Genomic DNA, 24999 nt, shown 5'->3' with positions numbered 1-24999 from the left:
CCTAATTAATTTATTTATAAACTTCTTCTTTTAACGAAATTATATATGGTAAATTTCTGTATGATTGATTATAATCTAAACCATAACCAACTATAAAATCATTTGGAACTTCAAAACCGATAAAATCTCCGGAAATCTCAACAAGTCTTCTTTCAGGCTTATCTAACATACTGGAAACCTTAACTGTTTTGGCTCCTCTTTCTTTAAAGTAATTAAAAAGATATTTTAAAGTTTTACCTGTATCTATAATATCTTCAACTATTAAAATATTTTTTCCTGTAACATCAGCCTCTAAATCCTTTACAATTTTTACAACTCCACTTTCTGATGAACTTCCATAAGATGAAATAGCCATAAAATCTATTAAAATTGGTAAATTTATATTTCTAATCAAATCTGCAAAAAACAAACTTGACCCTCTTAAAATACCAACGACAACAAGCTCAGCATCTTCATTTTCATAATATTCAGTTATACTTTTACCAAGCTCTTCAACTCTATTTTTAATAGTTTTTTCATCTAATAGCAATTCTTTCATATCTGATTTAACGATACAATCTAATCTTTTCATAATCTCTCCTTTAATAAAACTCTAATTTTTACAATATCATCTAATCTATCAACCAAATATTTATTAGACCTTCTAATATTAGAAACCCAAACAATATTATTTTCGATTTCAAAAATAGGTATATCATCTCTAATATCTTTACTTATTTTTTCGTCAATAAATATATCTTTAAGTTTCTTTTTGCCAAATTCAAACTCTAAAAAATCTCCATTTTTTCTATTCCTAATTTTTAACAAACTAAGATATTTTTTATTTATAAAAAACATATCTTTATTTTGTTTTAAGTTTTTAAATTCTTCAAAATTTGAATACTCTATAATTATATCAAAAAATTTTGTAGAATACAAAGAAAAATCTAAATTTTCAAAATAAAAATCATTTTCTGAATTTTTCAAAATATTTTTACTGTAAACGAACAATTTATCATATTCAATTTTAAAAACAACATTTTTTATCTCTATATATTTACCCGTTTTTGCAAAAATCAAATTATCTATTTCTTCAATTATTTTATAACTTATTCCATTTGGATTTTTACTTATAAACTCAAAAAATTCTCTATATAAAATATTTCTAAACGAAACAGATTCTAAACGTAATTTAGAAATATCAACAACAATTTTATCTCCATCAAAATCCCATAAATTTCCTTTTTTAGAAAAAATATATTCTCTTGAAATATTACTATAATCTGAGGCAATGTTTGACAATCTACAAAGTGCATCACAAATCTTAGAATTATATTCCCTTTCCAACATAGGCAAAAGATTTAACCTAATTTTATTTCTATTATAAATATCTTCAAAATTAGTTTCATCTTCAACAAAAGAAATATCATTTTCTTTGATATAATTTTCTATTTCTACTCTTGAAAAATCTAAAACAGGTCTAATCAAATCTCCTCTTTCAGACTGTATTCCAACCAAACCGTTAATACCGGTTCCCCTTAAAATTCTCATAATAACAGTTTCTGCCAAATCATTTTTATTATGAGCAGTTGCAATATAATCTAAATTTTCATTTTTCTTAATTTCATCAAAAAATTTATATCTTAAAATTCTTGCACCCTCTTCAGTAGAAAGTTTGTTCTCAACTGAAAATTTATTTACATCTTCCTTTTTAGAATAAAATTTCAAACCATACTTTTCACATTGTTCTCTAACAAAGTTCTCATCTCTATCGGCATTATCCCTCAAAGAATGATTGAAATGGCAAACAATCAAATTAAGTTTAAATTCATCTTTAAAAGAATTAAACAAATCTAACATCGTCATAGAATCTTTACCACCTGAAACAGCAAGTAAAATTCCCACATTATTAAAATTATAATTTTTTAAAATTCTTAAAAATCTATTCTTCATAAAATCAAAAAAACCGAGCAAAAATACTCGGCTCCCTTCCATATTAATTTAAATTAGTCTTAATCCTTATACTTTACTACTATCTCATCTTTTTCTATCATTTTAAGTTTTTCTCTAGCTACTTTTTTAACAAATTCTTCACTATCAACCTTTTGAAGATTATCCTTAGCCTCAATAATTTCACTATTCAACTTATCTTTTCTTTCTTCCAAAGAATTAATTTTAGCATTTAATCTATTTTTTTCACGAACTTGATAAATAAAAGTTTTTCCAAAAACGATACAAAAAACTAAAAATATTAAAGAGTAAAGTCTAACTCGACCTCTATGTTTCTTATTCATCAAGCTATCACCCCTATCTAATATGATTATATACTAAAAAATATAATTTTTCAACAGTTTTTACAGATTTTTAAAGATTTTCGTACATTTTTTGAGCATCTTCCTTCTTTTGACTGTCTGTTATATCCAAAACTCTAATTTTTACTTCAGAATTTCCAAATTTTAATTCAATAATATCTCCAACCTTAACTTCGTCAGAAGGTTTCATCGCCTTACCATTTCTAAAAATTCTTTCCTTTTCACAAGCCTCTTTTGCAACAGTTCTTCTCTTTATAAGACGTGAGTTTTTTAAAAATTTATCAATTCTCATTAAATATCATACTCCAAAACAGAATCTATTTGGTAGTCTTTATTCTTTTCTCTACCTTTAAGCTCAGTTAATTCCATTAAAAATTGCATTGAAACAACTTTTGCACCTTGTGATTCAATCAATTTAGCACAAGCATTAATCGTTCCACCAGTAGCAAGTAAATCATCAACTATTGCAACTCTATCTCCACTTTTTAATGCTCCTTTGCAAATTTCTAAAACATCTGTTCCATATTCAAGTGAATATTCAAAAGAAACAGTTTCTCCCGGTAATTTTCCGGGCTTTCTAACAGGAATAAATCCAATGTTTAAAGCATAAGCAACCGCTGAACCAAATAGAAAACCTCTTGCCTCAGGTCCAACTATGTAATCTATGTTTCTATTTTCTAAATTTTTCTTTATAATATCTACAGCTTCTTTAAAAGCATCTCCATCACTAATTAATGTAGTTATATCTTTAAAACTGATTCCTTCCTTCGGAAATCCTTCAATAACTCTAATCTTTGATTTTAAATCCATAACGTCCTCCTAAAATTTTATCGGCTACTTATTATATACCATTTAAAATTTTTTTGCAATCATTTAGGAGAATTTGTTGAATTTAAAATATATTTTATTTTAATCATTATTATACTTTAATAAATCTTCCTGTAATTGTAAAAGTCCAATCCTTCCTAAATGTGTAGCATCTTTAAAAAAATATTTTGTATAAGAATATTTACTATAATCAATTAAATTTACATTATTTTTTGCTGAAATATCTCTAATTCTTTTATAAAAGTATTCTCTTTCATCCTTTGGAACTCCGGTATAATCAGCCCAATATCCCTGAAGAGGAACTAAAATAAGATTAACTTTAAAGCCCAAATCTCTTGCAACGTCTAAAAACAATTGTAGATCTCCATATTCTTCTTCACTTCTATATTTTGTATTCTTTGCAGAATTTTTTAATTTTGCAAAATTTTTCTTAAAATTATTGTCAAAATATTTATTATACATAAAAAATCTATTGTCATTTGATTCTTCTTTTGCTGTTTCAAAAGCTTCTTTTCTAAACTTTTCCCAGTCAAAACTTTCAGGAGCTTTTTTATCATTTATACTGTCATCCCTATGATATGATTTTAGAAACTTACTATTTGCAATCAATTTGTACTTTTCAGCATTAGCACTGTTTACTGTATTATCAACAGGATTATCTCTTTTTAATCTTTCAACCATTCCGGTTACAGCAGAATTATCTTTTGAAAGCTCCAAAATTCTATTATAGATTTTATCTTTTGTTTCTTTAGAAATTTTTTTGTTTTTATATAAATTATACAAGTGATCTATTGAAAATCTAGGTTGAAAAGCTTCAGGACTCATTCCATTTTTTTCAAACCATTGCATAGATAAAATTAAATTTACAGTTTTTACCGGTGATTTTTCTCCAATCGAGCCCAAAGTTACAGCTTGAATTATAGATTGATAAAATCCCTCTCCAATTTGCATAATATTTTTATCTGAATAATCTAAAAATTGTCTTGGATGCTCCTTCCAATCATTTGTTACTATAAGTTCAGAAGAACCTAAAAGTATTATAGTACCTTTCCCTATATTTTTCGTTATAGCATCATGAGATTTATATTTATTTGGAGAATCATTATATCTTATAGAATTATTATGAACGGATAATTCATCAAACTCTTTTTTCTCCTTTTTAGTATAAAAATGTAAAAATGTAGAAGAAATGATTAAAGATAAAATTATTGCTACACTTAACGCTTTTAACCTCTTCATAACCCCCCTAAAAATTATTATATATTAATTTACGACATTAACATCGTACAATACTCAAAAAAATTATAGATTTTTTAAAAATCTATATAAATATTAAAATTTTTAAAAACTCCACAAAATTATCCTAAATAATTTTACAATAGAAACTTTAAATAAAACTAAAAAATTATCAGAATAATATTAATCATATTAAAGATATAATACCATCTAATTAACTAAAAAGCAAGAATGAAAGTCTCTTTTGAGAATAATATTATATCACAAAATTCTTCACATCAGGTCAGTATCATGAAAATTTATTATTTCACAATAGTAAAAAAACAGCTATATAAAATAGCTGTTAATCTTGGTGCACCTTCAGGGGTTCGAACCCTGGACACCCTGATTAAGAGTCAGGTGCTCTGCCAGCTGAGCTAAAGGTGCAAATCTAATACTCAAATAGTATAAATCATTTATTTAATTTTGTCAAGCCTTTTTCAAAAATTTTTATATTTTACATAAAAAAATACTGATGCTTTCACATCAGTATTAAAAATATTTTTTAAACAGCTGCTATTGCTTCAATTTCGATTAAAGCATCTTTTGGTAATTTTGCAACTTGAACTAAAGCTCTAGCCGGTTTGTGGTCACCAAAAAATTCTGCATAAACTCCGTTGATTGCTTCAAAGTCATTCATATCTTTTACAAATACATTAACTTTTGCAATACTTTCTAAACATCCACCACCTGCTTTAATTATTTCTAAAACATTTGTTAAACTAGCAAGTGTAGCTGCTTTTATTTCAGTTTGTAATTCTCCATTAGTTATTGGTAATTGTCCAGAAACAAATATTAAATTACCAACTTTTCCAGCTTGTGAATAAGGTCCAATAGCTGCTGGAGCCTTTTCAGTTTTTAAAAATTCTACGCTCATTTCTTTCCCTCCTAAAATCTATGCCCACAATCTTTCAAGATTGTAATAGCTTCTATAATCTTTTGTCATAATATGAACTATAACTTCTCCACAGTCCAACAAAATCCAATTTCCGTCTTTATATCCTTCTGTACCGAAACAGTCCATATCATTCTTTTTTAATTGGAATTCAACTTCATCACAAATAGCTTGATTGTGATTAATTACACTTCCGGTTGCAATAACAAAATATTCAGCAATAGATGATTTTCCTTTTAAGTCTATCGTTACAACATCCTCTGCAATTTTATCATCTAATGCTTTTAATATAATATCAAGTTTTTCCATAAAACTACTCCTTATTTATTAAATAATCTCTTGCCTTAACAGATAGATGATGAACTTTTTGTGATTTTTTTTCTAAATATTCAAAACTATCATTTAAAAATTTTACAATAGCTCTATCTATATCAAAATCAGCAAGTCTTCTAAGCTCATCAACTGTATCATACTTCCTCCCAGGCTCAATTTTATCAGATATAAATAAAATCTTTTCAAGCAAAGTCATATTTTCTTTTGCTGTTGTATGATAACGAACAGCTGAAATTATTTCTTCATCAAAAATTCCATATAAATCTTTACAAACAATTGCACCTATCGGAGCATGTTTAAGATTTTCATTATCTTTTTCTTCGGTATCAAATATTATATCAGAATTTAATTTTTTATTCAACATATAAAATTCTTCCAAATTTTTGGCACAATCATGAACAAGTCCAGATAAATACGCTCTATTCTCATCAATTTTATAAATTTTAGCAAGTCTTTTGCAACAATCTGCAACTCTTAATGAATGTTCATATCTATTTTTTGAAAGTTTTTCTTTTAAATCTTTTTTTATTTTATTAATATCAAAATAATTCAAATCTTCGTAGATATATTTATAGACTTTTTTAGGGATTAAATATTTTATAGATTTTTTTTCATTCATTCTATTTCTAATATCTGTTGAAGAAATTGAAATTACAGAATTTTTCACGATATTAATATCATATTTTTCTATTAAATATTTATTTTTATCTAAAATAAAATCTAAATTATATTTTCTCAAAAAAACTATAACTGAAGTTATTTCTAAAAATTTCTCATATTCATACCAAGAACTAATATTTAAAAATTCATCATCACCCATAATAAAATAAAATTTATCTTTACCATTACAAAAATTTTCTTTCATTGTATTGTATGAATAATGCGTTTTTAAAAAATCTTCTTCAACAAGAGAAATCTCAAATTTTTCATTATCCTCTATTGCTAGTTTTAACATCTCAACTCTATTTTCAAAAGAAAACTTTTCTACATTTTTATGTGGCGGTTTAGAATTGGGAAGAAAAATAATTTTATCAAGTCCCATTTCAATTAAACAATCCTCAGCAATTTGCAAATGTCCATTATGAACGGGAGAAAAACTCCCACCAAAAATTCCTATTTTCATTATGGTAACTCTATTCTGTTCTCATCTTTTCTTTTTCTTCTATAAATAACAAATTTATTTCCGATATGTTGAACAAACTCTGCTCTAGTTTTTTGTAAAACCAGTTCAACAAGTTGTTTATTATCATCTAAATTGTTATTTAAAATTTTTATTTTTATAAGTTCTCTTTTTTCTAAAGCTAAATCTAATTGTCTTATAGTTTCATCGTTAACTCCATATTTACCTATATTCATAACAGGCTCCATAGAGTGCGACAAAGATTTTAAAAATGCTCTTTGTTTTGGATTTATCATATACTCTCCTTTATTCAAAGAATTCAAATTCCATTTCACCGATTACAATGGATTGTCCTTCTTCTACACCTTTTTGTTTTAATTCTTCAATTATTCCCTTATCAGCCAAAACTTTTTGGAAATATTTTAATGAGTCATAATCTTCAAAATTTGTTATATAAACTAAATAATCGATAAGTGGTCCTTCAATGTAGAAAGTTCCATCTTCACTATAAATTTCATAAGCCTCTTTTTCAGGGTCTTCTACATATTCATATTCTTCATCAAAAGTTTCATAATCTATTTCAATTTTTGATAATTCATCAAATATTTTATATTTTAATTCCTTTACACCCATTTGTGTAACTGCTGAAAGTTCTAATATTGTTCTATCTTTAAAATATTCTCTAACTCTTTCTAAATTTTCATTAGAAGTTAGCAAGTCCATTTTATTAGCAACAATTATTTCTTTTTTATTTTTTATATTTTCATTATAAAGTTCTAATTCTTTATAAATTGTATTGTAGTCTTCGATTGGATCTCTTCCTTCAATTCCTGAAACGTCCAAAACATGAACCAAAAGTCTAGTTCTTTCAACGTGTTTTAAAAATTCAAAACCAAGTCCCACTCCGTCACTTGCTCCTTCAATAAGCCCCGGAATATCTGCAATCACAAATGATTTATTTTCTTCAACTCTACAAACTCCTAAGTTTGGCTCTAAAGTTGTGAAATGATAATTTGCAATCTTTGGTTTTGCATCACTTAATACAGAAAGCAAAGAAGATTTTCCAACATTTGGAAGTCCAACAAGACCGACATCTGCAATTAATTTTAATTCTAACTTAATTGTTCTTTCTTCACCTTTTTTACCGGGTTGTGCAAATCTTGGAGCTTGTCTTGTACTTGTAGCAAATCTTGCATTTCCTTTACCTCCACGACCACCTTTTGCAACGACAAATTCATCATCTTTAACTTTGAAATCGTGAATTACCCTATTAGTTTCAAAGTCTTTAATCAATGTTCCAACAGGAACTTTAACTATTAAGTCTTCGCCTTTTTTACCGTATTGTCTTTTTGTTCTTCCATTTTCTCCGTTTTGTGCGAAATAATGTTTCTTATATCTAAAGTCCATAAGAGTTCTAACTCCTTCATCAGATATAAAAATTACACTACCACCATCACCACCGTCGCCACCATAAGGACCTCCGTCCGGTTCGTATTTTTCTCTTCTGAAAGATACACAACCGTCGCCACCTTTTCCGGCTTTTAATTCTATTTTTGCAATATCTATAAACATATTTACCTCTTTTTCTTTTTTCAACTATAAAAAAGATTGAGAGTTCAATCTTTTTTGTATGATAACTCACAAAAAATTATTTTTTATAATTTTCAAAAATCTCTTTGTAAGCCTTAATTCTATTTTCTTTGTCAACAAAAACATCAGAGCCTGAAACTATTAAATCTGCTCCTGCCTCTATTACATCTTTAACATTTGTAGTTTTAACTCCACCGTCAACTTCTATTATTACATTCAAATTTCTCTCATCTATTTTTTTTCTTAAATTTTTTATCTTATCAATAGCTGACGGAATAAAACTTTGTCCACCAAAACCTGGATTTACGCTCATAATTAAAACCAAATCTAAATCTTCCAAAACATAATCCAAAACATCAATATTTGTTGCAGGATTCAATGAAACTCCTGCCTTCATTCCCAATGATTTTATATATGATATAGTTCTATGAAGATGCTTACAAGCCTCATAATGAACAGTTAGTATATCAGCTCCACAGTCTTTAAAATTTTGAACATATCTATCCGGCTCTTCAATCATCAAATGAACATCAAAAACCATATTTGTTAAAGGTCTTAACTGTTTAATTATCATTGGCCCAAAAGAAATATTTGGAACAAACATACCGTCCATTACATCTAAATGTAAATATTTAACTCCGTTTTTATCAAGCACCTCCAAATCTGATTTTAAATTTGTAAAATCAGCTGACAACAATGATGGTGATAATTCTAACATTTAGTACCTCCTATTTTTCAAATACTCATTTAAGTAGAATAGATAACTGTCATATCTACTCTTACTTATATTCCCATTTTCAAGTTCATTTTTCACATAACAACTTGGCTCATTTATATGTTTACAATCTGAAAATTTGCATTCTAAATTGTACTTAAATTCTATAAAAGCATCTCTAATTTGGCTCTCATTTTCTATAAATTTAGTAATGTCCAAAGAAGTAAAACCTGCCGTATCTATTATAAAAGAATTTTCGAAAATCTCATATAAAGTTGCAGACCTTGTAGTATGCTTACCTCTTTTTGTCTTATTACTAATTTCTCCAACCCAAATATTATAATTCGGATTCAAATAGTTCAAAATTGTACTTTTTCCCACTCCAGACGGGCCTGTAATAACAGAAATTTTGTCCCCACATAGTTCTTCAAATAATTTCTTATTATCTAAATTCACACTATTAAATATAATTTTATATCCCAGCTTTTCATAAATGCTTTTAAACTCTCTTTCAAGTTCTTCGCCAATCAAATCGCATTTATTCAAACACAAAATTATCGGAACATTCATTATTTCATAATACATTATATATCTATCTATAATCTTATATGAAATTTCAGGATTTTTTAGTGAAAAAACCACAATGGCTTGGTCAACATTTACAACCGGAGGTCTTAAAATTTCATTTTTTCTTTCAAATACCTCTACAATATATGCAGTATTATCATCAAAAATTTCAATCTTAACATTATCTCCAACCATCGGAGAAAATTTTTGCTTTCTAAAAACACCCCTAGCCTTAGACATATAGTTTCCATTTTCAGTTTTTACATAATATAAATCTTTTGAAATATCAAATATTATTCCATTTTCAAACATATTAATTCTCATTTGATAGTACAAGCTTATCATTTACATAAATGTGGAATTTTTCTTCAAACCTAGCTTTAATATTTATAGTAAGTTTTCCACCACTTGTAACCATTGTTTTTTCATATAATCTTGTTTCATTAGGTCCCATATCTCTAGTAACTAATAAAACATAATTTTTCTTAGGTTCATCAATAGTATATTTTTTTATAACAAATCCCGGATCATTAGAAGAAGTAATATCTAAAGTGTTTTCTTTAGCAGATTTTCCTGAGCTAACTGTTATATCAACCTTAGTTTCAGCATCAACCTTAGTCCCTTTTCCATAAGATTGCCATATTACAGTTCCAGCTTTTTGCTCAGATTCTTTCTTTTCAGTTTTTCCTACTGAAAGTCCGATATCATATAACATTTTAACTGCCTCTGCCTCAGTTTTACCGACTAAATCAGGAACTTCAACTTTCTTATCTTCTTTTCCTCTACTAACGACAATATCTATCTTAGTATCTTTTTCAACTTCTTCACCATAATTTATACTTTGACTAATTACCTTATTTTCTTCAACTTTATCGTCATATTTTCTTTCAACATTGCCTAAAGTTAAATTACTCTTCTTTAACAATCCTTCAACTTTATCATACTCAACATTAGAAAGATTTGGAACTATTGTTTTATTTTTTCCAACGCTAACTGTAAGTTCAACATTTGTTCCCTCTTTTGCCTCTGCATTTGGACTTGGAGATTGACTAACAACTTTACCCGCTTCAACAGAATCATCGCTAACAGTTTTTACAATAAGTCCATTAAGTTTTTTATCTTTTAAAACCTTTATAGCCTCATTTTTTTCTAAACCTACAACCGGTGGCACTTTTACAGTATTTCCGGCTTTATTTGAAACAGCTAGTCTATAAATAAAGAAAACAGAAACAACTATAAGTAGTGCTAAAATAACATAGGTTATACTGTGATCAAAAATTCCTTTTTTCTTATCAAGTATTTCCCTATTTTTATTAGTATTTCTAACCGGTGGTTTACTGGAAACAAAGTCTTTTTGCTTATTAGTTTTGTAAACAGATTCCTTATACAATGCTCTATCACTATTGTCGTTAAATGTAACCTTTTGATTTTTTTCAATTTTTCTATCTTCCAAAGCTTTTATCAAACTTTCAGCACTATCAAATCTATCATTTGGTTTTTTTTCCATACATTTAACAATTATAGAATTTATCCAAGGCTCTAAATTTGGAACAAGTCTAATCGGCTCAACTAACGGCTCATTTATATGTTGCATAGCTATTCCAACTGCATTATCTGTATCAAAAGGCACTCTACCTGTTACCATTTCATACATTACAACCCCTAAAGAATAAAGGTCTGACTTCTCATCAATAAATTTCCCCTTTGCTTGTTCAGGAGAAATATAATGAACAGTTCCAAGAACTGAAGAAGTATAAGTTATTGTTGAACTTGTAGCAATTCTTGCAATACCAAAGTCTGTAACCTTAACATTCAAATTTTCATCTATAATAATATTATGTGGTTTTATATCCCTGTGTATTATATGATGCTTATGTGCACAATCAAGAGCATTTGCTATTTGTTTAGATACAGCAACAACCGCATTTGAATTTAATCTTCCTTTTTCTTTTATTAACTGATTTAAAGTTTTACCATTTATATATTCCATAACAATATAGTTATATGTCTTATCATTCTCGATATGTTGTCCAACATCGTAAATTTTAACTATATTTTGATTATTTAAATTCGCAACAGATTGTGCCTCTATAACAAATTTTTTAATAAATTCCTTATCTTCAAGATATTGTTCTTTTAAAACTTTAATCGCAACAATTCTCTTTAAATAAATATCTTTTGCTTTATATACAATGGCCATTCCACCAATGCCAACTTTTTCCAGTATCTCATATCTACCATTTAAAACTGAACCTAACATAAAATCACCTCATCATTTTTAAAAATTCCAACAGTAACATTATCTCTTGCTAAACCATTTTTAACAGTAGATATAATATTATCAACCATTTCTTTTGCACTATATTTCAAGTCTAACATTTCTGAAATCGCATCATCACTCATTTCATTTGTAAGTCCATCAGAACATACAAGCAAAATATCATTAGTTTTTATCTTCATACTATCAACATCTACTTCTATATATTTTTCTGTTCCTATTGCTCTTAAAAGAGAATTTTTGTCACTATAATTCTCTACTTCTTCTTCTGTCAACGCTCCACTTGAATATAAATATTGAACTAAAGAATGGTCTTTAGTCAACATTTTAAAATTATCATCTTTAATATATATTCTACTATCTCCAACATGAGCAAAATATAAAGTATCTCCGTCTATCAAAAGAGTTTCCAAAGTTGTCCCCATCGTCTTTCGAGAAATTGGTTCACCTTCTGAAATTTCTTCTAAATTCATTTGATAAATAATTTTATTTGCCTCACAAAAAGCATCAACTAACAAATGTGAATAGTTTGCATACAATTTATAATTATCTTTTATATAATTCATAACTACATTAACTGCACAATTAGACGCAACTTCTCCTCTTTCGTGTCCTCCTATACCATCAGCTAAAATTAATATATTCAATTTTTCAAAACTTTCAAAAAGAAAACTGTCTTCATTATTTTTTCTAACATTTCCTTTATCTGAATTCATATAAAAAGACATAAAACGCCTCCTAAAAAAAAACCATTATAAAAATTTAAAATTTTTATAATGGTATTATATCATTTTTTTTTCAATTTAACAACTAACAATAATTTGCAAAGTTTATTTTAATAAATCCAACGCTTTTTGTAATTGTTTATCTTCATTCAAATGTTCTATTCCAATTTTAGAATTATTTTTTTGTTCAATCTTATAATCAGGTTCCAATCCTACTTTATGAATTTTTGTTCCGTTAGGTCCAAAATATTCAGCAACAGTCATTTTTATTCCTTCAGTCTTTCCACCATTATTTATAGGGAAGATTGATTGAATAATTCCTTTACCAAAAGATTTTTCTCCAACTAATGTAGCTTTTTTGTTGTCATGAAGTGCAACACTTAAAACCTCTGAGGCTGATGCTGAACCTTTATTAATCAAAACAACAATTGGAATATTAAGTCCTTTGCCTGTTGCCTTTTCAAAAGTTTCTTTTCCTTTACTATCTACAATTTTCATTATAGTAGCCTCTGGTAAAAGTTTATCAGCTACTTGTTTAACCGCCGTTAAAAGTCCACCCGGATTATTTCTAAGGTCGATGATTAAAGATTTTGCTCCTTTGCTTAGACCTTCATCTATAGCTTTTTCAAAATCCACTCCTGTTTTTTCAGCAAAATTAGTAATTTGAACATATAATATTCCATTATCTAAAAGTTTTGAAATTACAGATTCAGTAGTTATTTCTTCTCTTTTTATAGTAAAATCAATAATCTTTTCTTCAGAATCTACAATTCTCTTAATTGTAACCTTAACCTCTGAACCAATTTCTTCATTTCCTCTCATAAGTTTAACAGCTGATTCCAAATCATTTTTATTTAGTGCTTCGTCATTAATCTTTACAATAACATCTTCCGACTGAATACCTGCCTTTTGACTTGGACCTCCTTTTATAGGAGCAACAACAACTACTTCTCCTTTATCATTTACACTAACCTGAACACCTATCCCAATAAATTTACCTGTACTAGTCTTTTTAAGTTCCTTCATATCTTTTTCAGTCATATATTGAGTATAAGGATCTCCTAAAGAAGAAAATATTGCTTTCTTTATTTCAGTATTCATCTTATCATAATCAATATCAAAATAATATTTATCTTTTATAGCATCTACAAAAGGTTGGAAACTTCCATAATCTAAGGCTCCCCCACTCGAACTGTTTTGAATTGATAATGTTGATGAATTCTTTCCAGCCTTATATGATATAAACGAACACACAAATATCAATAAAACTAAAAAAGATACCAATTTTTTATTTTTTATCATAAATTTCTCCTAGTGATTCAAATATTTAAGAGGATCAACCGGATACCCATTGTATCTTACTTCAAAATGCAAATGTGGTCCTGTTGAATTTCCTGTAGAACCTACCAAAGAAATAACTTGTCCTTTACTTACTCTTTGTCCTGCTGAAGCTATTAAGCTAGAGTTATGTCCATATACAATAACAATATTATTTGTATATTGAATCATAACAGCATTACCATAACTTCCATTCCAACCCGATGAAATTACAACTCCGTCAGTTGCTGAATATACAGGAGTTCCTGTTGGAGCAGGAATATCAATTCCTCTATGTCTTTCTCCACCACTACCAATAGGTGCATTTCTCCATCCAAATGGACTTGAGATTGAATAATATCCACTTAATGGCCACATCATTTCTCCGTTTGAAGGACGTGCTTTTATTTCTCCACTATCTATACCTTGTTGAATTTTCTTTTCATTCATTCCTCTTAAAATATCAGCTTTTACTTTTTCCTCAAAACTTATATTTGCATCTAAATTCTTAACTTTATTTTGTAATTTATCAACTTCTGATTTTGTAAACTCTATACTTTCTTCCAACTTTGCAATACGTTGTTTATTTTTTGCAACTTCTTCAGTATATGTTTGATATTTTATTTCCATTTCTTTCTTTTTAGCCACTTTTTCTTCTTTTCTAGCCTCAAGATTTTCTTTTTCTTTAACCAAAGTTGCCTTATCATTTTTTAAACTTGTAATTAATTTTTTATCATAATCAGCGATTGATTGCATCATAAAATATCTTGAAATAAAATCTCTTATATCTGATGCAGAAAATAATACTTCAATAGAATTCAAATCTTTATTTCCGTACATTACACGAACTCTTTTTTTGAAAAGGTCCTCATTCTTTTTAATTCTTTCCTCTAAAACTTTAATCTTTTCTTTTGACGCTTGAATTTCATCGGATAATTTATTTATCGCATCTTCCAAATCTGTAAGATCTTTATCTAACTGATCAATAAGTTTTTGCTTTTCAACAATTTCTTTAAAAGCTGAATCTTTTTCAGTAGTCATATCTTCAATTGATTTTTTCTTATTTTCTAAATTTTGTTCTTGATTTTGTTTTTCTTTCTTTAAATCTTCAACTTTGTCAGCATAAGAAACTGCTCCAGAACCTAACATTGAAAACAAAAGTAATAACGCTAAAAATCTTTTCTTTTTCATATCAATCACCTATACTTTCATATACTTTCTACTTGAGAATATTGATGCTAAAACTCCAATACCTATACCTATTCCAAAATATGCAACGGCTACATAATATCCAAATGTATTTAAAGGTAGAAGATAGTTATAAAATATATTTCCGATTCCCCAAGTAAGACTTTCATAAACATATTTATAAGCAAAGAATATCATAGAAAAAGATACTCCGGCACCAAGCAAACCCAGTACCATTCCCTCGACAACAAAAGGTCCCGTTATACTCATATTTGTTGCTCCTATGTACTTCTTTATGCTTATCTCTTTTCTTCTTGCAATAACAGTAAGTTTTATTGTTATAGACATTATAAAGAAACTAACTAATAACAGTACGCCTACTAATGAAATCCCAACATATTTTACAATTTGAGACATCTTTGTTATCTTGTCAACTATATCCTTATAATAAACAACTTTTTCAACATCTTTTATATTAGAAATACTTGATGCAACAGTTGTTGAATTTTCTATACTTTCAACTTTTACTTCGTAACTTTCAGGAAGCGCAGATTCCATTCCATCTAATAGAAATGAATTTTCTTTCCATTGTTCTTTCATTTTAGAAAGTGCTTCTTCTTTTGAAACATATTTAACATCTTTTATATTTTCAATTTTTTGTAATTCTTTTTTTATCTCTCTAACTCTAGCAGGAGCAACTTCCGGTTCCAAAATAATATCAATTTGGTCAACCTTTGTTTTCATATCATTTACAATATTATTTGCAACAAAAACCCCAAAAGTAATTCCTCCAAGGATTAAAAGCATCGAACAAATAGAAACTATTGACGCAAGACCCATAGATTTATTTCTCCAAATACCAACTAAGCCCTCTCCTATTGCAGAGAAAAATCTTCTAATTGAACTCATCAAAATAACCTCCATGCTCTTCATCGTTTACCATTTCTCCATGATTCATACTAATAACTCTCTTTTTAAGTTTATTAACTATATCCTTATCATGTGTAGAAACAATTACAGTAGTTCCACTTGCGTTTACATCTAACAGCGCCCTCATAATTTCTTCTGAAGTATTAGGGTCCAAATTACCTGTAGGCTCATCAGCGATTAAATATTTTGGTTTATTTACAATGGCTCTTGCAATACAAATTCTTTGTTGTTCCCCACCTGATAATTGATTAGGGAATGCATTCGCCCTATCAGAAAGACCAACTAATTCTAAAAGTTCAGTTACTCTTTCGTTAATTTCTTTCTTTGAAACACCTAGAATTTGTAATGGATACTTTATATTGTCGAAAACCGTCTTTCCCTCTAACAATCTAAAGTCTTGGAATACAACTCCCATTGTTCTTCTAAGTTGTGGAATTTTTCTATTTCTCAATTCAACTATATTTACATTATCAACAATTATTTGTCCTGAAGTAGGTTTAATTTCTCTTAAAAGCATTTTTATGATACTTGTTTTTCCCGCACCACTTGCTCCTATTAAAAACACAAACTCTCCGTCCTCTATTTTAAAACTAAGATTCTTCAAAGCACAAACATCATTTGTATATGTTTTATTTACTTCTATAAATTCTAACAAAATATCACCTCAAATTTATTTTAATTAATCATCGGTATTATTATAACACAAAAATTACAAAATGTAGTAAAAAAAGCAAAAAAAGTTACAAAAACATTACAAAAATATTTCAATAACTTAATATTTGCTAGGTTTGTTCTATTTGTTGTCAAAATAATATAGTACAGAACGTCCTGTTTTAAACTTATTTATATTTTCAAAGAAGTCTAAATAATTATTTTGGTCGAACAATTTTATTCTCTTCTTTATTTTTTGTAAAACATCATTAGTAACACTAAATTCATCAATTCCAAGTAAAATTAAAAGCTCAACAGCGTCCAATTCACTTGCAAAATTTCCACACATAGAAACTCTCTTTCCATTTCTATGTGCAATATCGACAACCCTATGAATAGAACGAATAACAGAAGGGTCATAACAATCATAAAGTAGTTGCATCTTGGAATTTTCTCTATCACAAGCAAGCATATATTGAACAAGGTCATTAGTTCCAATGCTTACAAAATCAACCTCTTTAACTAAAATATCAAAAAGAAAAACAGATGCCGGTGTTTCAATCATTATCCCAAATTCAATATCCTCATCAAAATCAACTCTTTCTTCTTTCAATTCATCTTTGATTTTTAATATTTCATTTTTTATCCACAAAATTTCTTCCAAAGTAGTTATCATAGGAATCATAATCTTTAAATTTCCAAAAGCTGACGCCCTTAAAATGGCTCTTAAATGTTTCCTAAGCTCCTTATGGAACTCTTTATAAATTCTAAAACCACGAAGTCCTAAAAACGGATTCTTTTCTTCATCTAATCTAAAAAATTTAGACTTTTTATCAGCACCAATATCAAAAGTTCTAATAATAATTGGTTTATCTGTACTTTCTGCAAGTTTTTTAAAAATTTCAAATTGATATTCTTCAGTCGGAGAATCGTCAGACATATACAAGAACTCTGTTCTAAACAATCCACAGCCGTCTGTTCCGTTTTTTAATGAAACTTCAAATTCTTCAAAACTTGAAATATTACTACAAACTCTAATATATCTATTATTTCTTGTTCTCACTATATTAGTATCTAAAAATTCTTTTTGTGATGATTTAAGTAAGTTTTTATAACAACTGATTGTATCTTCATTTGGACTTAAAAATATTTTTTCACTATCACAGTCTAAAATACAATCAAAATTCTCATCTTTTAATTCTTTCAAATCCAAAGAATCACAAATCATATAAGGAATTTGTAAATTTTTTGCATACAAAGACGCATGAGAAGTCTTTCCACCATTTGTAGATACAATTCCAAGCAATCTATTTTTATACTTATCAATTATTTTAGGAGATAAATTTTCTATAAATAAAATAAATTTATTTTCAGTAATTTCAACATCTTTTGCTGAAGTTAAAGTCCTAATAAACTCCTCTTGAATAGAAATATAATCATAAATCCTATCTCTCATATAGTCAGACTCAAGATTATTTAACTCAAAACAAATTTGATTAAAAGTTTCCTCAATCGCCTTTTCTAAAGACTTATTTTCTTCTAAAATTTTACTTTTTATCGTATTTTTCAAATACGGGTCGTCTATAAGTTCAATATGAACATTCAATAGACTCTCAAGTTTTTTGTCAACAACCTTTACCCTTTCAGACTCCAAATAACTTGACAACAAACTTTCAAATCTCGCTATTTCATTTTCTTTCTCATCATCAGAAATTTCATCACGAACAAATTTTCTCTCATAACAAAGAGTTATCGCCTTGCCATAAGCTATTCCGTCAGAAACAGAAAATCCCTCATACACTTTCATAACGCACCACCAAAAAAAGCTCCTCAAAAAGAGAAGCTATATTTCAAAAATTAATCAGCTAAATTTTCAATGAAATTAAAAACTTCTTCCAAAGTTTTTTCTTCATTTTCCCCATCAACTCTTAATGTAACTTCAGTACCTTTAGAAATACCTAAGCTCATAACATTAAAAATACTCTTAGCATCTGCAACCTTGTTATCCAAAATAATTTCAATGCTTTCATCGAACTTCTTAACAAATTGAACTAAAGATGCTGCAGGTCTTGCATGTAAACCTGTTTCATTTTTTATTGTAACGTTTTTCTCTACCATAATACGCCTCCTAAAAATTTTATATTTAAACTATACATATATTTTACCATTATTATAAAAACAATTCAATAGTTTTATTGAAAAATTTTAAAAACGCTTTCAAATATACGATAGAAATATAAATTAACCAATTATACACAAAAAGTATAAATATTAATATAACAAAAACCATTGACAATAAAGATGTTATAACATATAATATAAACAATGATAAACATTAGGGGGGATTTTATGAAATATGTAACACTCGATATAACAAATAAATGTAACTTAAATTGTAAACATTGTTATAACAAATTAAAATATTCCGAAAATTCTGACTATAGACAATTATCAAACAAAGAGATAATAAATCTAATAAATATTTTACATAAGAATAATTGTGAAGGAATAAATTTTCTTGGCGGAGAACCTTTGATTAGAGAAGATATAGTAGAAATTATAGAATATTGTTCAAAATTGAATATATATACTTCTTTAACCACAAATGGAATTTTATTGAATAACAAACTATATAATGAATTATTACACTCTGGTATTGGTAAAATTGATGTAAGTTTAGATGGTTTAAAAAATAATAACGATTTTTTAAGGGGAAAAGGAACATTTGATAAAGTTTGCGATAACTTGAAAGCAATAAAAAACTGTAATCATCCTAAAAAAGCAATAAGAATTTCTTATACTATAACAAAAAATAACGTTTGCGATTTATTTGAATTTATAAGATATATGTATAATTTAGACATAAATAAATTTATAATTGGTACTTTTTTAGATGTAAATCAAACTGATTCTGATTCAATGAAAATCAATAAAAAGCAACTTTCATTCTATAGTGAAATAGAAAAGGTTATAAAAAACGTTTCTATATATTATGGTAAAAAAATAGAAATAGAACTAAATTTAAGACCAATGTATATATATTTCATGAAGAATATGTATGATGTTAACCTTACAAATAATTTACTGTACTCTAAATGTGCCTATAAATCTGGATTGAAGTATATAGAATCAAACGGAAGAATCCACCCATGTAACGTGTATATACTTAATGAAAAAACAAACTTTGATTTAGATACTTATAATTCATATAACGTCAATATATTTGATAAAAATTTAGATTTAAAAATTTCTAAATTCTTAAATTTTTTTGATAACATGTTTGTATTAGCTAATAAAAAACGATATGCTTTTTCTTTTTGTGAAAGTTGTGAATTAAAATCAATATGTGAACCTTGTCCATTTCAATTTAAAGATAGTCTAGATTATTCAGATTGTGAATATGTAAAATATAGAATCGAGAACATCTTAAAATCCTCAAATTTTAATAAAATTAAACATTCAACTGTTACAATTGGAACATTTTTAAAACTAAAAAAGGAGAATTTAATATGAAGTTAAGAGATGAAATAATAACATATATTAAACAAAATAACTTTGTGATACATAATATAATTAACGATGAAGAATTTGTATTAAATAAAACGGCTGAAATAATATTTACTAATATTGAATTAGATGATTATAAAATTCTTAATGAAATAGAAACTACTTTCGATGACGTTCCCAAAAATTCGATAGAAATAATACAAAATTTTAAAAAAGATCTTATAGGCAGGTTTTTTTATGATTAAAAAAATAAATACACTTCTATTAGATGTTACTTATAATTGTAATTTTAGATGTAAACATTGTTATAACTCTAAAAATTTATCCGAAGATTCAGATTTAAATGTAAATAAAATAAAATCCATTATAAAAAAATTTAATATTGATCATTTACATCTTTTAGGAGGAGAACCTCTCTTACATAAAAATATCAATAGGCTAATAGATGAAAATAAAGATGTATATTTTTCAATAAATACTAATGGTTCGTTGATAAAAAAATTCATTGAAAAAGGATACTTTAGAGATAATATAAAGGAATGGGTTATAAGTATAGATGGATTTTCTCAAATTACAAACGATTCTGTCAGAGGTTCTGGTACTTTTGATATAGTAGAAGAGAATTTAAATTATTTACTGAAATTTAAAAAAAATAATTTTTTAGATTTCAAAGTAACACTTGCTACTGTTATAACTCCTGAAAATAGTTGTGAGCTAAAAAAACTAAATTTTGTTAATATTTTCAGTGTAGATAATTATTTATTCTCAACTATTATGAATTTTAATTTAGAAAATAATATTTATAATAAATTAGATTTTAACTATTATATGAATTATTGTGAATTTTTAAACAAATTAATGAGTAGTAATATTATGAATTATGTAATAGATACTACCCCATTAATTTTATATATTTATGGTAAAAATATCAATGAAGATATATGTAATCCTAATAATTTAATATTTTACTCTGATAATAGAGGCAATATTTTTTCTTGTGGTCCAGAAAAATACTATATAAAAACAAATAAAAAAATTAAAAACATCTGTAAGTCTTGTAAATTTTACTATTTATGTTCAAAATGTAAACTCGGATTATATTTAGATAGATCAGAGTACTGTAGAAACATGATGATATTCCTAACAAATAGATTTAAAGAAATTATTTTAACAAAAAATATTATTCTTAAATCAATAGATAATACAGTTTACCTTATTTGCCTATCAAAAAATGTAAAATATAAATTTGATAAAAAGATTTTTAACTCAATATTTACATATAACGATAACAAAATATATATATCAAGCATAGATAAGCCTAGTATTTTAATTGAGTATTTTAAATTTTTTTTAGCTACAGGAGAATATGTCTTATGATCATAAAAATTATAAAAAAAAGAAGTTTAAGTTTATCTTTAATACTGTTAGTTAACATAGTTTTGGGTATGTTATCCATATATCCGATGATAATAATGCAAAAAGCAATAGATACTTTAATTGTTCAAAAAAATTTAAATGTTTTTATAAAATTAGCTACAACATACATATTAATTTATATAATTACATATATACTAAAAATATTAACTTACAATAAGGCTAAGTACTGGGAAATAAACTTTATTAGAGAATTAAGAAATATAATTATTACATCTATTTTAAATGCTAAAAGTAGTAGTATTGAAAAGATTGGAGAAAACACCTTATCTCAAAAATTTATTGAAGATTTAATTGTAATTGAAAATAATATGATAAATTTATTACTTGATTTTACATTCTCAATATCAAATTTTATCATAGGTATTTTAATCTTATTACAAAATGACATTTTTATTACTATAATTATTTTCCCTATTACATTTATTTCAACACTACTAATTAAATATTCGTATAAGTATTCTAACAAAGTAATAGAATTAGAAAAAGAAGCTAAATTTGAAACGAACAAGTTTTTTTATGATAGTATAATTGGATCCAGAGATATAATAATATTTTGTAAAGAAAAGATTTTTTTAAAAAAATTTGCAAATTTACAAAATAAATCAAATCAAATATCAAAAAAGGCAATAAATATTCAAAACATTTCTCAGTTAATTACAAACTTATCATTTAATGTTATAATTGGCTTGTTAGTACTTATTGGAGGATTTAGAGTTGTTAATGCTTCACTTACAATTGGAGGATTAGTTGCTATTTTGATGTATAACAGTATGATTACCGATCCAATTTTTAATTTTGTAAATCATCAAAAAGATTTATTAAATATAAAAAATTCTCTAGCAAGAATTGATTACAATTTGAATTTAATTAAAAAAAGAGAAGAAAAAATTTTTTCACCTTTAAAAAATATCAAATTTTACAAAGTAACCTTAAATTTTGGGGATATAAAAATATTAGATAACTTTAATTTTGTAATAAATAAAGGTGATATTATAAGAATTGAAGGAAAAACTGGTAGTGGAAAATCTTCTATTGCAAAATTATTGACAGATTTATATTCTGTAAGTTCAGGAGAAATATTGATAAACGGCAACAAAAAAGAAAAAATTTCTATTAGTTCTGTATTTCAATCAAATTATTTATTTGATGCAAAAATAGAAGATAATATAAGGTTTTTAGAAAATGTAGATGATGAAAAATTTTATAAAGTTATAGAAATAGCCAGAGTAAATGAAATAATTCAAAAACATGAAAATGAAAATATTGGGGATAGAGCAAATAAATTATCAGGTGGAGAAAGGACTAGAATATTGATTGCCAGAGCATTATTGAAAGATAGTGATTTATATATTTTTGATGAAATTAGTACAGGACTTGATGAAAAGTTGTTTAATGAAATTGTAGATGATATTATAAATTATTTAAAAGATAAAACAATTATATTTATAGATCACAAAAGTATAGATAATAAATACTTTAACAAAAGTATTTCATTATAAAAATATATTAAGCAGGAGGTAAAAAATGAAAAAAAAATTTGAAACCCCTAAAATTTTAAAGGTAAAATCTTCTAATGAATTTTATGGTGGTCAAAGCGGTAGCCTTGGAGGTAAAAGCGGGATGGGTATGTGTAAGACTACATTCACATTCAATGTAAAAAAATATAAGATTTCTAAATAACAAAAAAAAAAAACTAGATGATTTTCTCCATCTAGTTTTTTTCTTTACTCAAAACACCTTGTCGAAGTTGTCCACAAGCTCCATTTATATCATCACCTTGTTTTTTTCTAATCGTTGCATTTATTCCATAATTTTCCAACATTGACTTAAATGCGTAAATGTATTTCGTACTTGGAGCAACTCCGTCAAATTCTTTTATGGAATTTAATGGAATTATATTTATGTGGCAATTTAATCCTTTTAAAATATTTTTTAATTCCAAAGCATGCTCTCTTGTATCATTTTGTCCTTTTATTATCGTATATTCAAAACTAACACGTCTTGAAGTTTTATCAAAATAATATTTACAAGCCTTTAATATCTCATCGATAGAAAAACTATCTGTAATCGGCATTATCTCTCTTCTTTCCTTTTGGAAAGGATTATGAAGTGAAATAGTAAGTGTTACCGGTAACTTTTCATCAGCAAGTTTATAAATATTGTGAACCAAACCACAAGTTGAAATTGTAATATTTCTAAGAGATAAATTTTTTCCTTTTTCAGAATTTATTAGTTTTAAAAAGCCAATTACATTTTTATAATTATCAAGTGGCTCACCAATTCCCATAATTACGATATTATTTACAGTTAAATTCAAATCATTTTCTATTAAATAAATCTGGTTTAACATTTCTGCCGAAGTTAAATTTCTCTTAAAATTTTCCTTTGTAGATGCACAAAAAGTACAACCCATTCTACAACCGACCTGACTTGAAATACAAACAGTACAGTAACTACCATAGTCCATAAAAACAGTTTCTATTATTCTGTTGTCAAAAAGTTTTATCAAATATTTTTTTGTATTATCTATTTTCGATTCGTACTTTGTGTAAATTGTTGAAGTATTTATATATCCAATACCTTTAAGTTTTTCAATCAAAGTCTTAGGAAGTTGTTTACAATTTTCTATCTCATAATTTTTCTTTTGGTGCATAAATCTAAAAAATTGTTCAGCTCTAAACTTTTTTTCTCCTAAACTCAAAAATAAATCTTCAAGCTCTTCAAGTTTCATCGAATTAAATTCTATTTTTTCATTTTTCATTTATTTATTTATTTTCTTCCTTTAAGATAAAGCTCTTAAGCAAATGGTCAACAGATGCAAATCTAATTTGTTTTTCTTGAACTTTTCCTTTAATCTTTCTAATAAGAGTATATGCAAATTCTAAAGCAAGCCCTGCTCCTCTTGCAGTTATTATGTTATCGTCAATACAAATTGCATCTTCTTTTACATTTGCATCTAACAACTCACTTTCCATTCCCGGAAATATTACTGCATTTCTACCAGATAACACACCAGCTTTTGCAAGAACACAAGGCCCTGCGCAAATTGCAGAAACAAGTTTTTTCTCATCATTAAATTTCTTTACAATATCCAAAACCCTTTTATCATCTCTAATATCAAAAGCCGCAGGAAGTCCACCCGGAATAATTATTCCAGCATACTCTTTTAAACTTATATTTTCAATTAAATCATCAGCTAAAACAGTTACTCCTCTGTTACTTGTTACTTGAAGTTTTCCGGTAATCGAAATCATATCAATTTTTATATCAGCTCTTCTCAAAAAATCAACTTGAGTTAGCGCCTCAACCTCTTCAAAAGTATCTGTTAATATTAACATATATTTTTCCATAT

The 24999-nt window shown here is 26.6% G+C and carries 28 protein-coding genes and 1 tRNA gene; 5 read left to right on the top strand and 24 right to left on the bottom strand.

What is annotated here, in order from left to right:
* Positions 1-10 precede the first annotated feature (10 nt).
* From hpt to IBJ83_RS01065, 22 genes are all read right to left on the bottom strand, one after another.
* Positions 11-571 carry a hypoxanthine phosphoribosyltransferase gene (gene hpt, locus IBJ83_RS01170; protein ID WP_231698827.1) on the bottom strand — a complete coding sequence of 187 codons (561 nt, stop codon included), beginning with the start codon at positions 569-571 and terminating at the stop codon, positions 11-13.
* Positions 568-1953: a tRNA lysidine(34) synthetase TilS gene (gene tilS, locus IBJ83_RS01165; protein WP_231698826.1), complete on the bottom strand. Its 1386-nt coding sequence runs from the start codon at positions 1951-1953 to the stop codon at positions 568-570. The genes hpt and tilS overlap by 4 nt, the downstream gene beginning before the upstream one ends.
* Positions 1954-1991: 38 nt before the next feature.
* Positions 1992-2273: an FtsB family cell division protein gene (locus tag IBJ83_RS01160; RefSeq protein ID WP_068472919.1), complete on the bottom strand. Its 282-nt coding sequence runs from the start codon at positions 2271-2273 to the stop codon at positions 1992-1994.
* A gap of 70 nt (positions 2274-2343) precedes the next feature.
* Complete coding sequence (locus IBJ83_RS01155; RefSeq protein ID WP_068472921.1) at positions 2344-2583, bottom strand: RNA-binding S4 domain-containing protein; 240 nt, start codon at positions 2581-2583, stop codon at positions 2344-2346.
* The gene (locus IBJ83_RS01150) at positions 2583-3101 is read right to left on the bottom strand and encodes an adenine phosphoribosyltransferase (RefSeq protein WP_201275009.1); all 519 of its coding nucleotides are present in this window, start codon (positions 3099-3101) and stop codon (positions 2583-2585) included. Before IBJ83_RS01150 ends, IBJ83_RS01155 begins: the two co-directional genes overlap by 1 nt.
* Before the next feature lie 99 nt (positions 3102-3200).
* Positions 3201-4358 carry a D-alanyl-lipoteichoic acid biosynthesis protein DltD gene (dltD, locus tag IBJ83_RS01145; protein ID WP_201275008.1) on the bottom strand — a complete coding sequence of 386 codons (1158 nt, stop codon included), beginning with the start codon at positions 4356-4358 and terminating at the stop codon, positions 3201-3203.
* Positions 4359-4705: 347 nt separating this feature from the next.
* Positions 4706-4781 (bottom strand) — tRNA-Lys (locus IBJ83_RS01140).
* Positions 4782-4899: 118 nt separating this feature from the next.
* The gene (locus IBJ83_RS01135) at positions 4900-5271 is read right to left on the bottom strand and encodes a RidA family protein (protein WP_068472928.1); all 372 of its coding nucleotides are present in this window, start codon (positions 5269-5271) and stop codon (positions 4900-4902) included.
* 18 nt (positions 5272-5289) lie between these two features.
* Complete coding sequence (rsfS, locus tag IBJ83_RS01130; RefSeq protein ID WP_201275007.1) at positions 5290-5598, bottom strand: ribosome silencing factor; 309 nt, start codon at positions 5596-5598, stop codon at positions 5290-5292.
* 4 nt (positions 5599-5602) lie between these two features.
* A complete protein-coding gene (gene nadD, locus IBJ83_RS08360) occupies positions 5603-6745 on the bottom strand; it encodes a nicotinate (nicotinamide) nucleotide adenylyltransferase (RefSeq protein WP_231698825.1) in 1143 nt (380 codons plus the stop codon).
* Complete coding sequence (gene yhbY, locus IBJ83_RS01120; protein ID WP_068472933.1) at positions 6745-7038, bottom strand: ribosome assembly RNA-binding protein YhbY; 294 nt, start codon at positions 7036-7038, stop codon at positions 6745-6747. Before yhbY ends, nadD begins: the two co-directional genes overlap by 1 nt.
* Positions 7039-7048: 10 nt before the next feature.
* Complete coding sequence (gene obgE / locus IBJ83_RS01115; protein WP_201275006.1) at positions 7049-8314, bottom strand: GTPase ObgE; 1266 nt, start codon at positions 8312-8314, stop codon at positions 7049-7051.
* 76 nt (positions 8315-8390) lie between these two features.
* Positions 8391-9050: a ribulose-phosphate 3-epimerase gene (gene rpe, locus IBJ83_RS01110; RefSeq protein ID WP_201275005.1), complete on the bottom strand. Its 660-nt coding sequence runs from the start codon at positions 9048-9050 to the stop codon at positions 8391-8393.
* Complete coding sequence (gene rsgA, locus IBJ83_RS01105) at positions 9051-9926, bottom strand: ribosome small subunit-dependent GTPase A (RefSeq protein ID WP_201275004.1); 876 nt, start codon at positions 9924-9926, stop codon at positions 9051-9053.
* A gap of 1 nt (position 9927) precedes the next feature.
* On the bottom strand, positions 9928-11874 hold the full coding sequence (gene pknB, locus IBJ83_RS01100; protein ID WP_201275003.1) for a Stk1 family PASTA domain-containing Ser/Thr kinase: 1947 nt from the start codon (positions 11872-11874) through the stop codon (positions 9928-9930).
* Complete coding sequence (locus IBJ83_RS01095) at positions 11868-12620, bottom strand: PP2C family protein-serine/threonine phosphatase (RefSeq protein WP_201275002.1); 753 nt, start codon at positions 12618-12620, stop codon at positions 11868-11870. The genes pknB and IBJ83_RS01095 overlap by 7 nt, the downstream gene beginning before the upstream one ends.
* Before the next feature lie 102 nt (positions 12621-12722).
* Positions 12723-13919, bottom strand: coding sequence for a S41 family peptidase (locus IBJ83_RS01090; RefSeq protein ID WP_231698824.1), 1197 nt, complete (start codon positions 13917-13919; stop codon positions 12723-12725).
* A gap of 9 nt (positions 13920-13928) precedes the next feature.
* Positions 13929-15125, bottom strand: coding sequence for a murein hydrolase activator EnvC family protein (locus IBJ83_RS01085; protein ID WP_201275001.1), 1197 nt, complete (start codon positions 15123-15125; stop codon positions 13929-13931).
* 9 nt (positions 15126-15134) lie between these two features.
* Positions 15135-16031 (bottom strand): permease-like cell division protein FtsX, encoded by an 897-nt coding sequence (ftsX, locus tag IBJ83_RS01080; protein WP_201275000.1) that lies wholly within the window; start codon positions 16029-16031, stop codon positions 15135-15137.
* Positions 16018-16707, bottom strand: a complete 690-nt coding sequence (gene ftsE / locus IBJ83_RS01075) for a cell division ATP-binding protein FtsE (protein WP_201274999.1) — start codon at positions 16705-16707, stop codon at positions 16018-16020. Before ftsE ends, ftsX begins: the two co-directional genes overlap by 14 nt.
* Before the next feature lie 138 nt (positions 16708-16845).
* On the bottom strand, positions 16846-18510 hold the full coding sequence (gene ptsP, locus IBJ83_RS01070) for a phosphoenolpyruvate--protein phosphotransferase (protein WP_201274998.1): 1665 nt from the start codon (positions 18508-18510) through the stop codon (positions 16846-16848).
* A 50-nt stretch (positions 18511-18560) separates the two neighbouring features.
* Positions 18561-18821 (bottom strand): HPr family phosphocarrier protein, encoded by a 261-nt coding sequence (locus IBJ83_RS01065; protein WP_068472963.1) that lies wholly within the window; start codon positions 18819-18821, stop codon positions 18561-18563.
* A gap of 231 nt (positions 18822-19052) precedes the next feature.
* Here IBJ83_RS01065 and IBJ83_RS01060 point away from each other — a divergent pair, with 231 nt between their 5' ends.
* Genes IBJ83_RS01060 through IBJ83_RS01040 form a run of 5 tightly spaced genes read left to right on the top strand, consistent with a single transcriptional unit; the run spans position 19053 to position 23327 of the window.
* The gene (locus IBJ83_RS01060) at positions 19053-20216 is read left to right on the top strand and encodes a radical SAM protein (protein WP_201274997.1); all 1164 of its coding nucleotides are present in this window, start codon (positions 19053-19055) and stop codon (positions 20214-20216) included.
* Positions 20213-20455 carry a hypothetical protein gene (locus IBJ83_RS01055; protein WP_201274996.1) on the top strand — a complete coding sequence of 81 codons (243 nt, stop codon included), beginning with the start codon at positions 20213-20215 and terminating at the stop codon, positions 20453-20455. Before IBJ83_RS01060 ends, IBJ83_RS01055 begins: the two co-directional genes overlap by 4 nt.
* Positions 20448-21587, top strand: a complete 1140-nt coding sequence (locus IBJ83_RS01050; RefSeq protein ID WP_201274995.1) for a radical SAM protein — start codon at positions 20448-20450, stop codon at positions 21585-21587. Before IBJ83_RS01055 ends, IBJ83_RS01050 begins: the two co-directional genes overlap by 8 nt.
* The gene (locus IBJ83_RS01045) at positions 21584-23146 is read left to right on the top strand and encodes an ABC transporter transmembrane domain-containing protein (protein ID WP_201274994.1); all 1563 of its coding nucleotides are present in this window, start codon (positions 21584-21586) and stop codon (positions 23144-23146) included. Before IBJ83_RS01050 ends, IBJ83_RS01045 begins: the two co-directional genes overlap by 4 nt.
* A gap of 25 nt (positions 23147-23171) precedes the next feature.
* On the top strand, positions 23172-23327 hold the full coding sequence (locus IBJ83_RS01040; protein WP_201274993.1) for a hypothetical protein: 156 nt from the start codon (positions 23172-23174) through the stop codon (positions 23325-23327).
* 31 nt (positions 23328-23358) lie between these two features.
* Here IBJ83_RS01040 and rlmN read toward each other — a convergent pair whose 3' ends face one another.
* Entirely contained in the window at positions 23359-24408 is a 1050-nt protein-coding gene (gene rlmN, locus IBJ83_RS01035; protein WP_201274992.1) for a 23S rRNA (adenine(2503)-C(2))-methyltransferase RlmN, read from the bottom strand.
* Between the two features lie 4 nt (positions 24409-24412).
* Positions 24413-24997 carry a DJ-1 family glyoxalase III gene (locus IBJ83_RS01030; protein WP_201274991.1) on the bottom strand — a complete coding sequence of 195 codons (585 nt, stop codon included), beginning with the start codon at positions 24995-24997 and terminating at the stop codon, positions 24413-24415.
* Positions 24998-24999 lie beyond the last annotated feature (2 nt).

Source organism: Parvimonas parva (genome assembly GCF_016552165.1).
GTDB classification, from domain to species: domain Bacteria; phylum Bacillota; class Clostridia; order Tissierellales; family Peptoniphilaceae; genus Parvimonas; species Parvimonas parva.
Note: the sequence above shows the minus strand (reverse complement) of the source record. Positions and strands in the feature narration are given on the sequence as shown.

Coding starts and splice junctions, on each gene's coding strand:
- IBJ83_RS01040 (WP_201274993.1), top strand. CDS start 23,172: ATGAAAAAAAAATTTGAAACCCCTAAAATTTTAAAGGTAAAATCTTCT.
- IBJ83_RS01155 (WP_068472921.1), bottom strand. CDS start 2,583: ATGAGAATTGATAAATTTTTAAAAAACTCACGTCTTATAAAGAGAAGA.
- rsgA (WP_201275004.1), bottom strand. CDS start 9,926: ATGTTTGAAAATGGAATAATATTTGATATTTCAAAAGATTTATATTAT.
- IBJ83_RS01095 (WP_201275002.1), bottom strand. CDS start 12,620: ATGTCTTTTTATATGAATTCAGATAAAGGAAATGTTAGAAAAAATAAT.
- IBJ83_RS01045 (WP_201274994.1), top strand. CDS start 21,584: ATGATCATAAAAATTATAAAAAAAAGAAGTTTAAGTTTATCTTTAATA.
- IBJ83_RS01090 (WP_231698824.1), bottom strand. CDS start 13,919: ATGATAAAAAATAAAAAATTGGTATCTTTTTTAGTTTTATTGATATTT.
- IBJ83_RS01055 (WP_201274996.1), top strand. CDS start 20,213: ATGAAGTTAAGAGATGAAATAATAACATATATTAAACAAAATAACTTT.
- rpe (WP_201275005.1), bottom strand. CDS start 9,050: ATGTTAGAATTATCACCATCATTGTTGTCAGCTGATTTTACAAATTTA.
- yhbY (WP_068472933.1), bottom strand. CDS start 7,038: ATGATAAATCCAAAACAAAGAGCATTTTTAAAATCTTTGTCGCACTCT.
- IBJ83_RS01060 (WP_201274997.1), top strand. CDS start 19,053: ATGAAATATGTAACACTCGATATAACAAATAAATGTAACTTAAATTGT.
- nadD (WP_231698825.1), bottom strand. CDS start 6,745: ATGAAAATAGGAATTTTTGGTGGGAGTTTTTCTCCCGTTCATAATGGA.
- obgE (WP_201275006.1), bottom strand. CDS start 8,314: ATGTTTATAGATATTGCAAAAATAGAATTAAAAGCCGGAAAAGGTGGC.
- IBJ83_RS01150 (WP_201275009.1), bottom strand. CDS start 3,101: ATGGATTTAAAATCAAAGATTAGAGTTATTGAAGGATTTCCGAAGGAA.
- rlmN (WP_201274992.1), bottom strand. CDS start 24,408: ATGAAAAATGAAAAAATAGAATTTAATTCGATGAAACTTGAAGAGCTT.
- IBJ83_RS01135 (WP_068472928.1), bottom strand. CDS start 5,271: ATGAGCGTAGAATTTTTAAAAACTGAAAAGGCTCCAGCAGCTATTGGA.
- rsfS (WP_201275007.1), bottom strand. CDS start 5,598: ATGGAAAAACTTGATATTATATTAAAAGCATTAGATGATAAAATTGCA.
- ftsX (WP_201275000.1), bottom strand. CDS start 16,031: ATGAGTTCAATTAGAAGATTTTTCTCTGCAATAGGAGAGGGCTTAGTT.
- ptsP (WP_201274998.1), bottom strand. CDS start 18,510: ATGAAAGTGTATGAGGGATTTTCTGTTTCTGACGGAATAGCTTATGGC.
- dltD (WP_201275008.1), bottom strand. CDS start 4,358: ATGAAGAGGTTAAAAGCGTTAAGTGTAGCAATAATTTTATCTTTAATC.
- IBJ83_RS01085 (WP_201275001.1), bottom strand. CDS start 15,125: ATGAAAAAGAAAAGATTTTTAGCGTTATTACTTTTGTTTTCAATGTTA.
- IBJ83_RS01030 (WP_201274991.1), bottom strand. CDS start 24,997: ATGGAAAAATATATGTTAATATTAACAGATACTTTTGAAGAGGTTGAG.
- IBJ83_RS01065 (WP_068472963.1), bottom strand. CDS start 18,821: ATGGTAGAGAAAAACGTTACAATAAAAAATGAAACAGGTTTACATGCA.
- IBJ83_RS01050 (WP_201274995.1), top strand. CDS start 20,448: ATGATTAAAAAAATAAATACACTTCTATTAGATGTTACTTATAATTGT.
- pknB (WP_201275003.1), bottom strand. CDS start 11,874: ATGTTAGGTTCAGTTTTAAATGGTAGATATGAGATACTGGAAAAAGTT.
- IBJ83_RS01160 (WP_068472919.1), bottom strand. CDS start 2,273: ATGAATAAGAAACATAGAGGTCGAGTTAGACTTTACTCTTTAATATTT.
- hpt (WP_231698827.1), bottom strand. CDS start 571: ATGAAAAGATTAGATTGTATCGTTAAATCAGATATGAAAGAATTGCTA.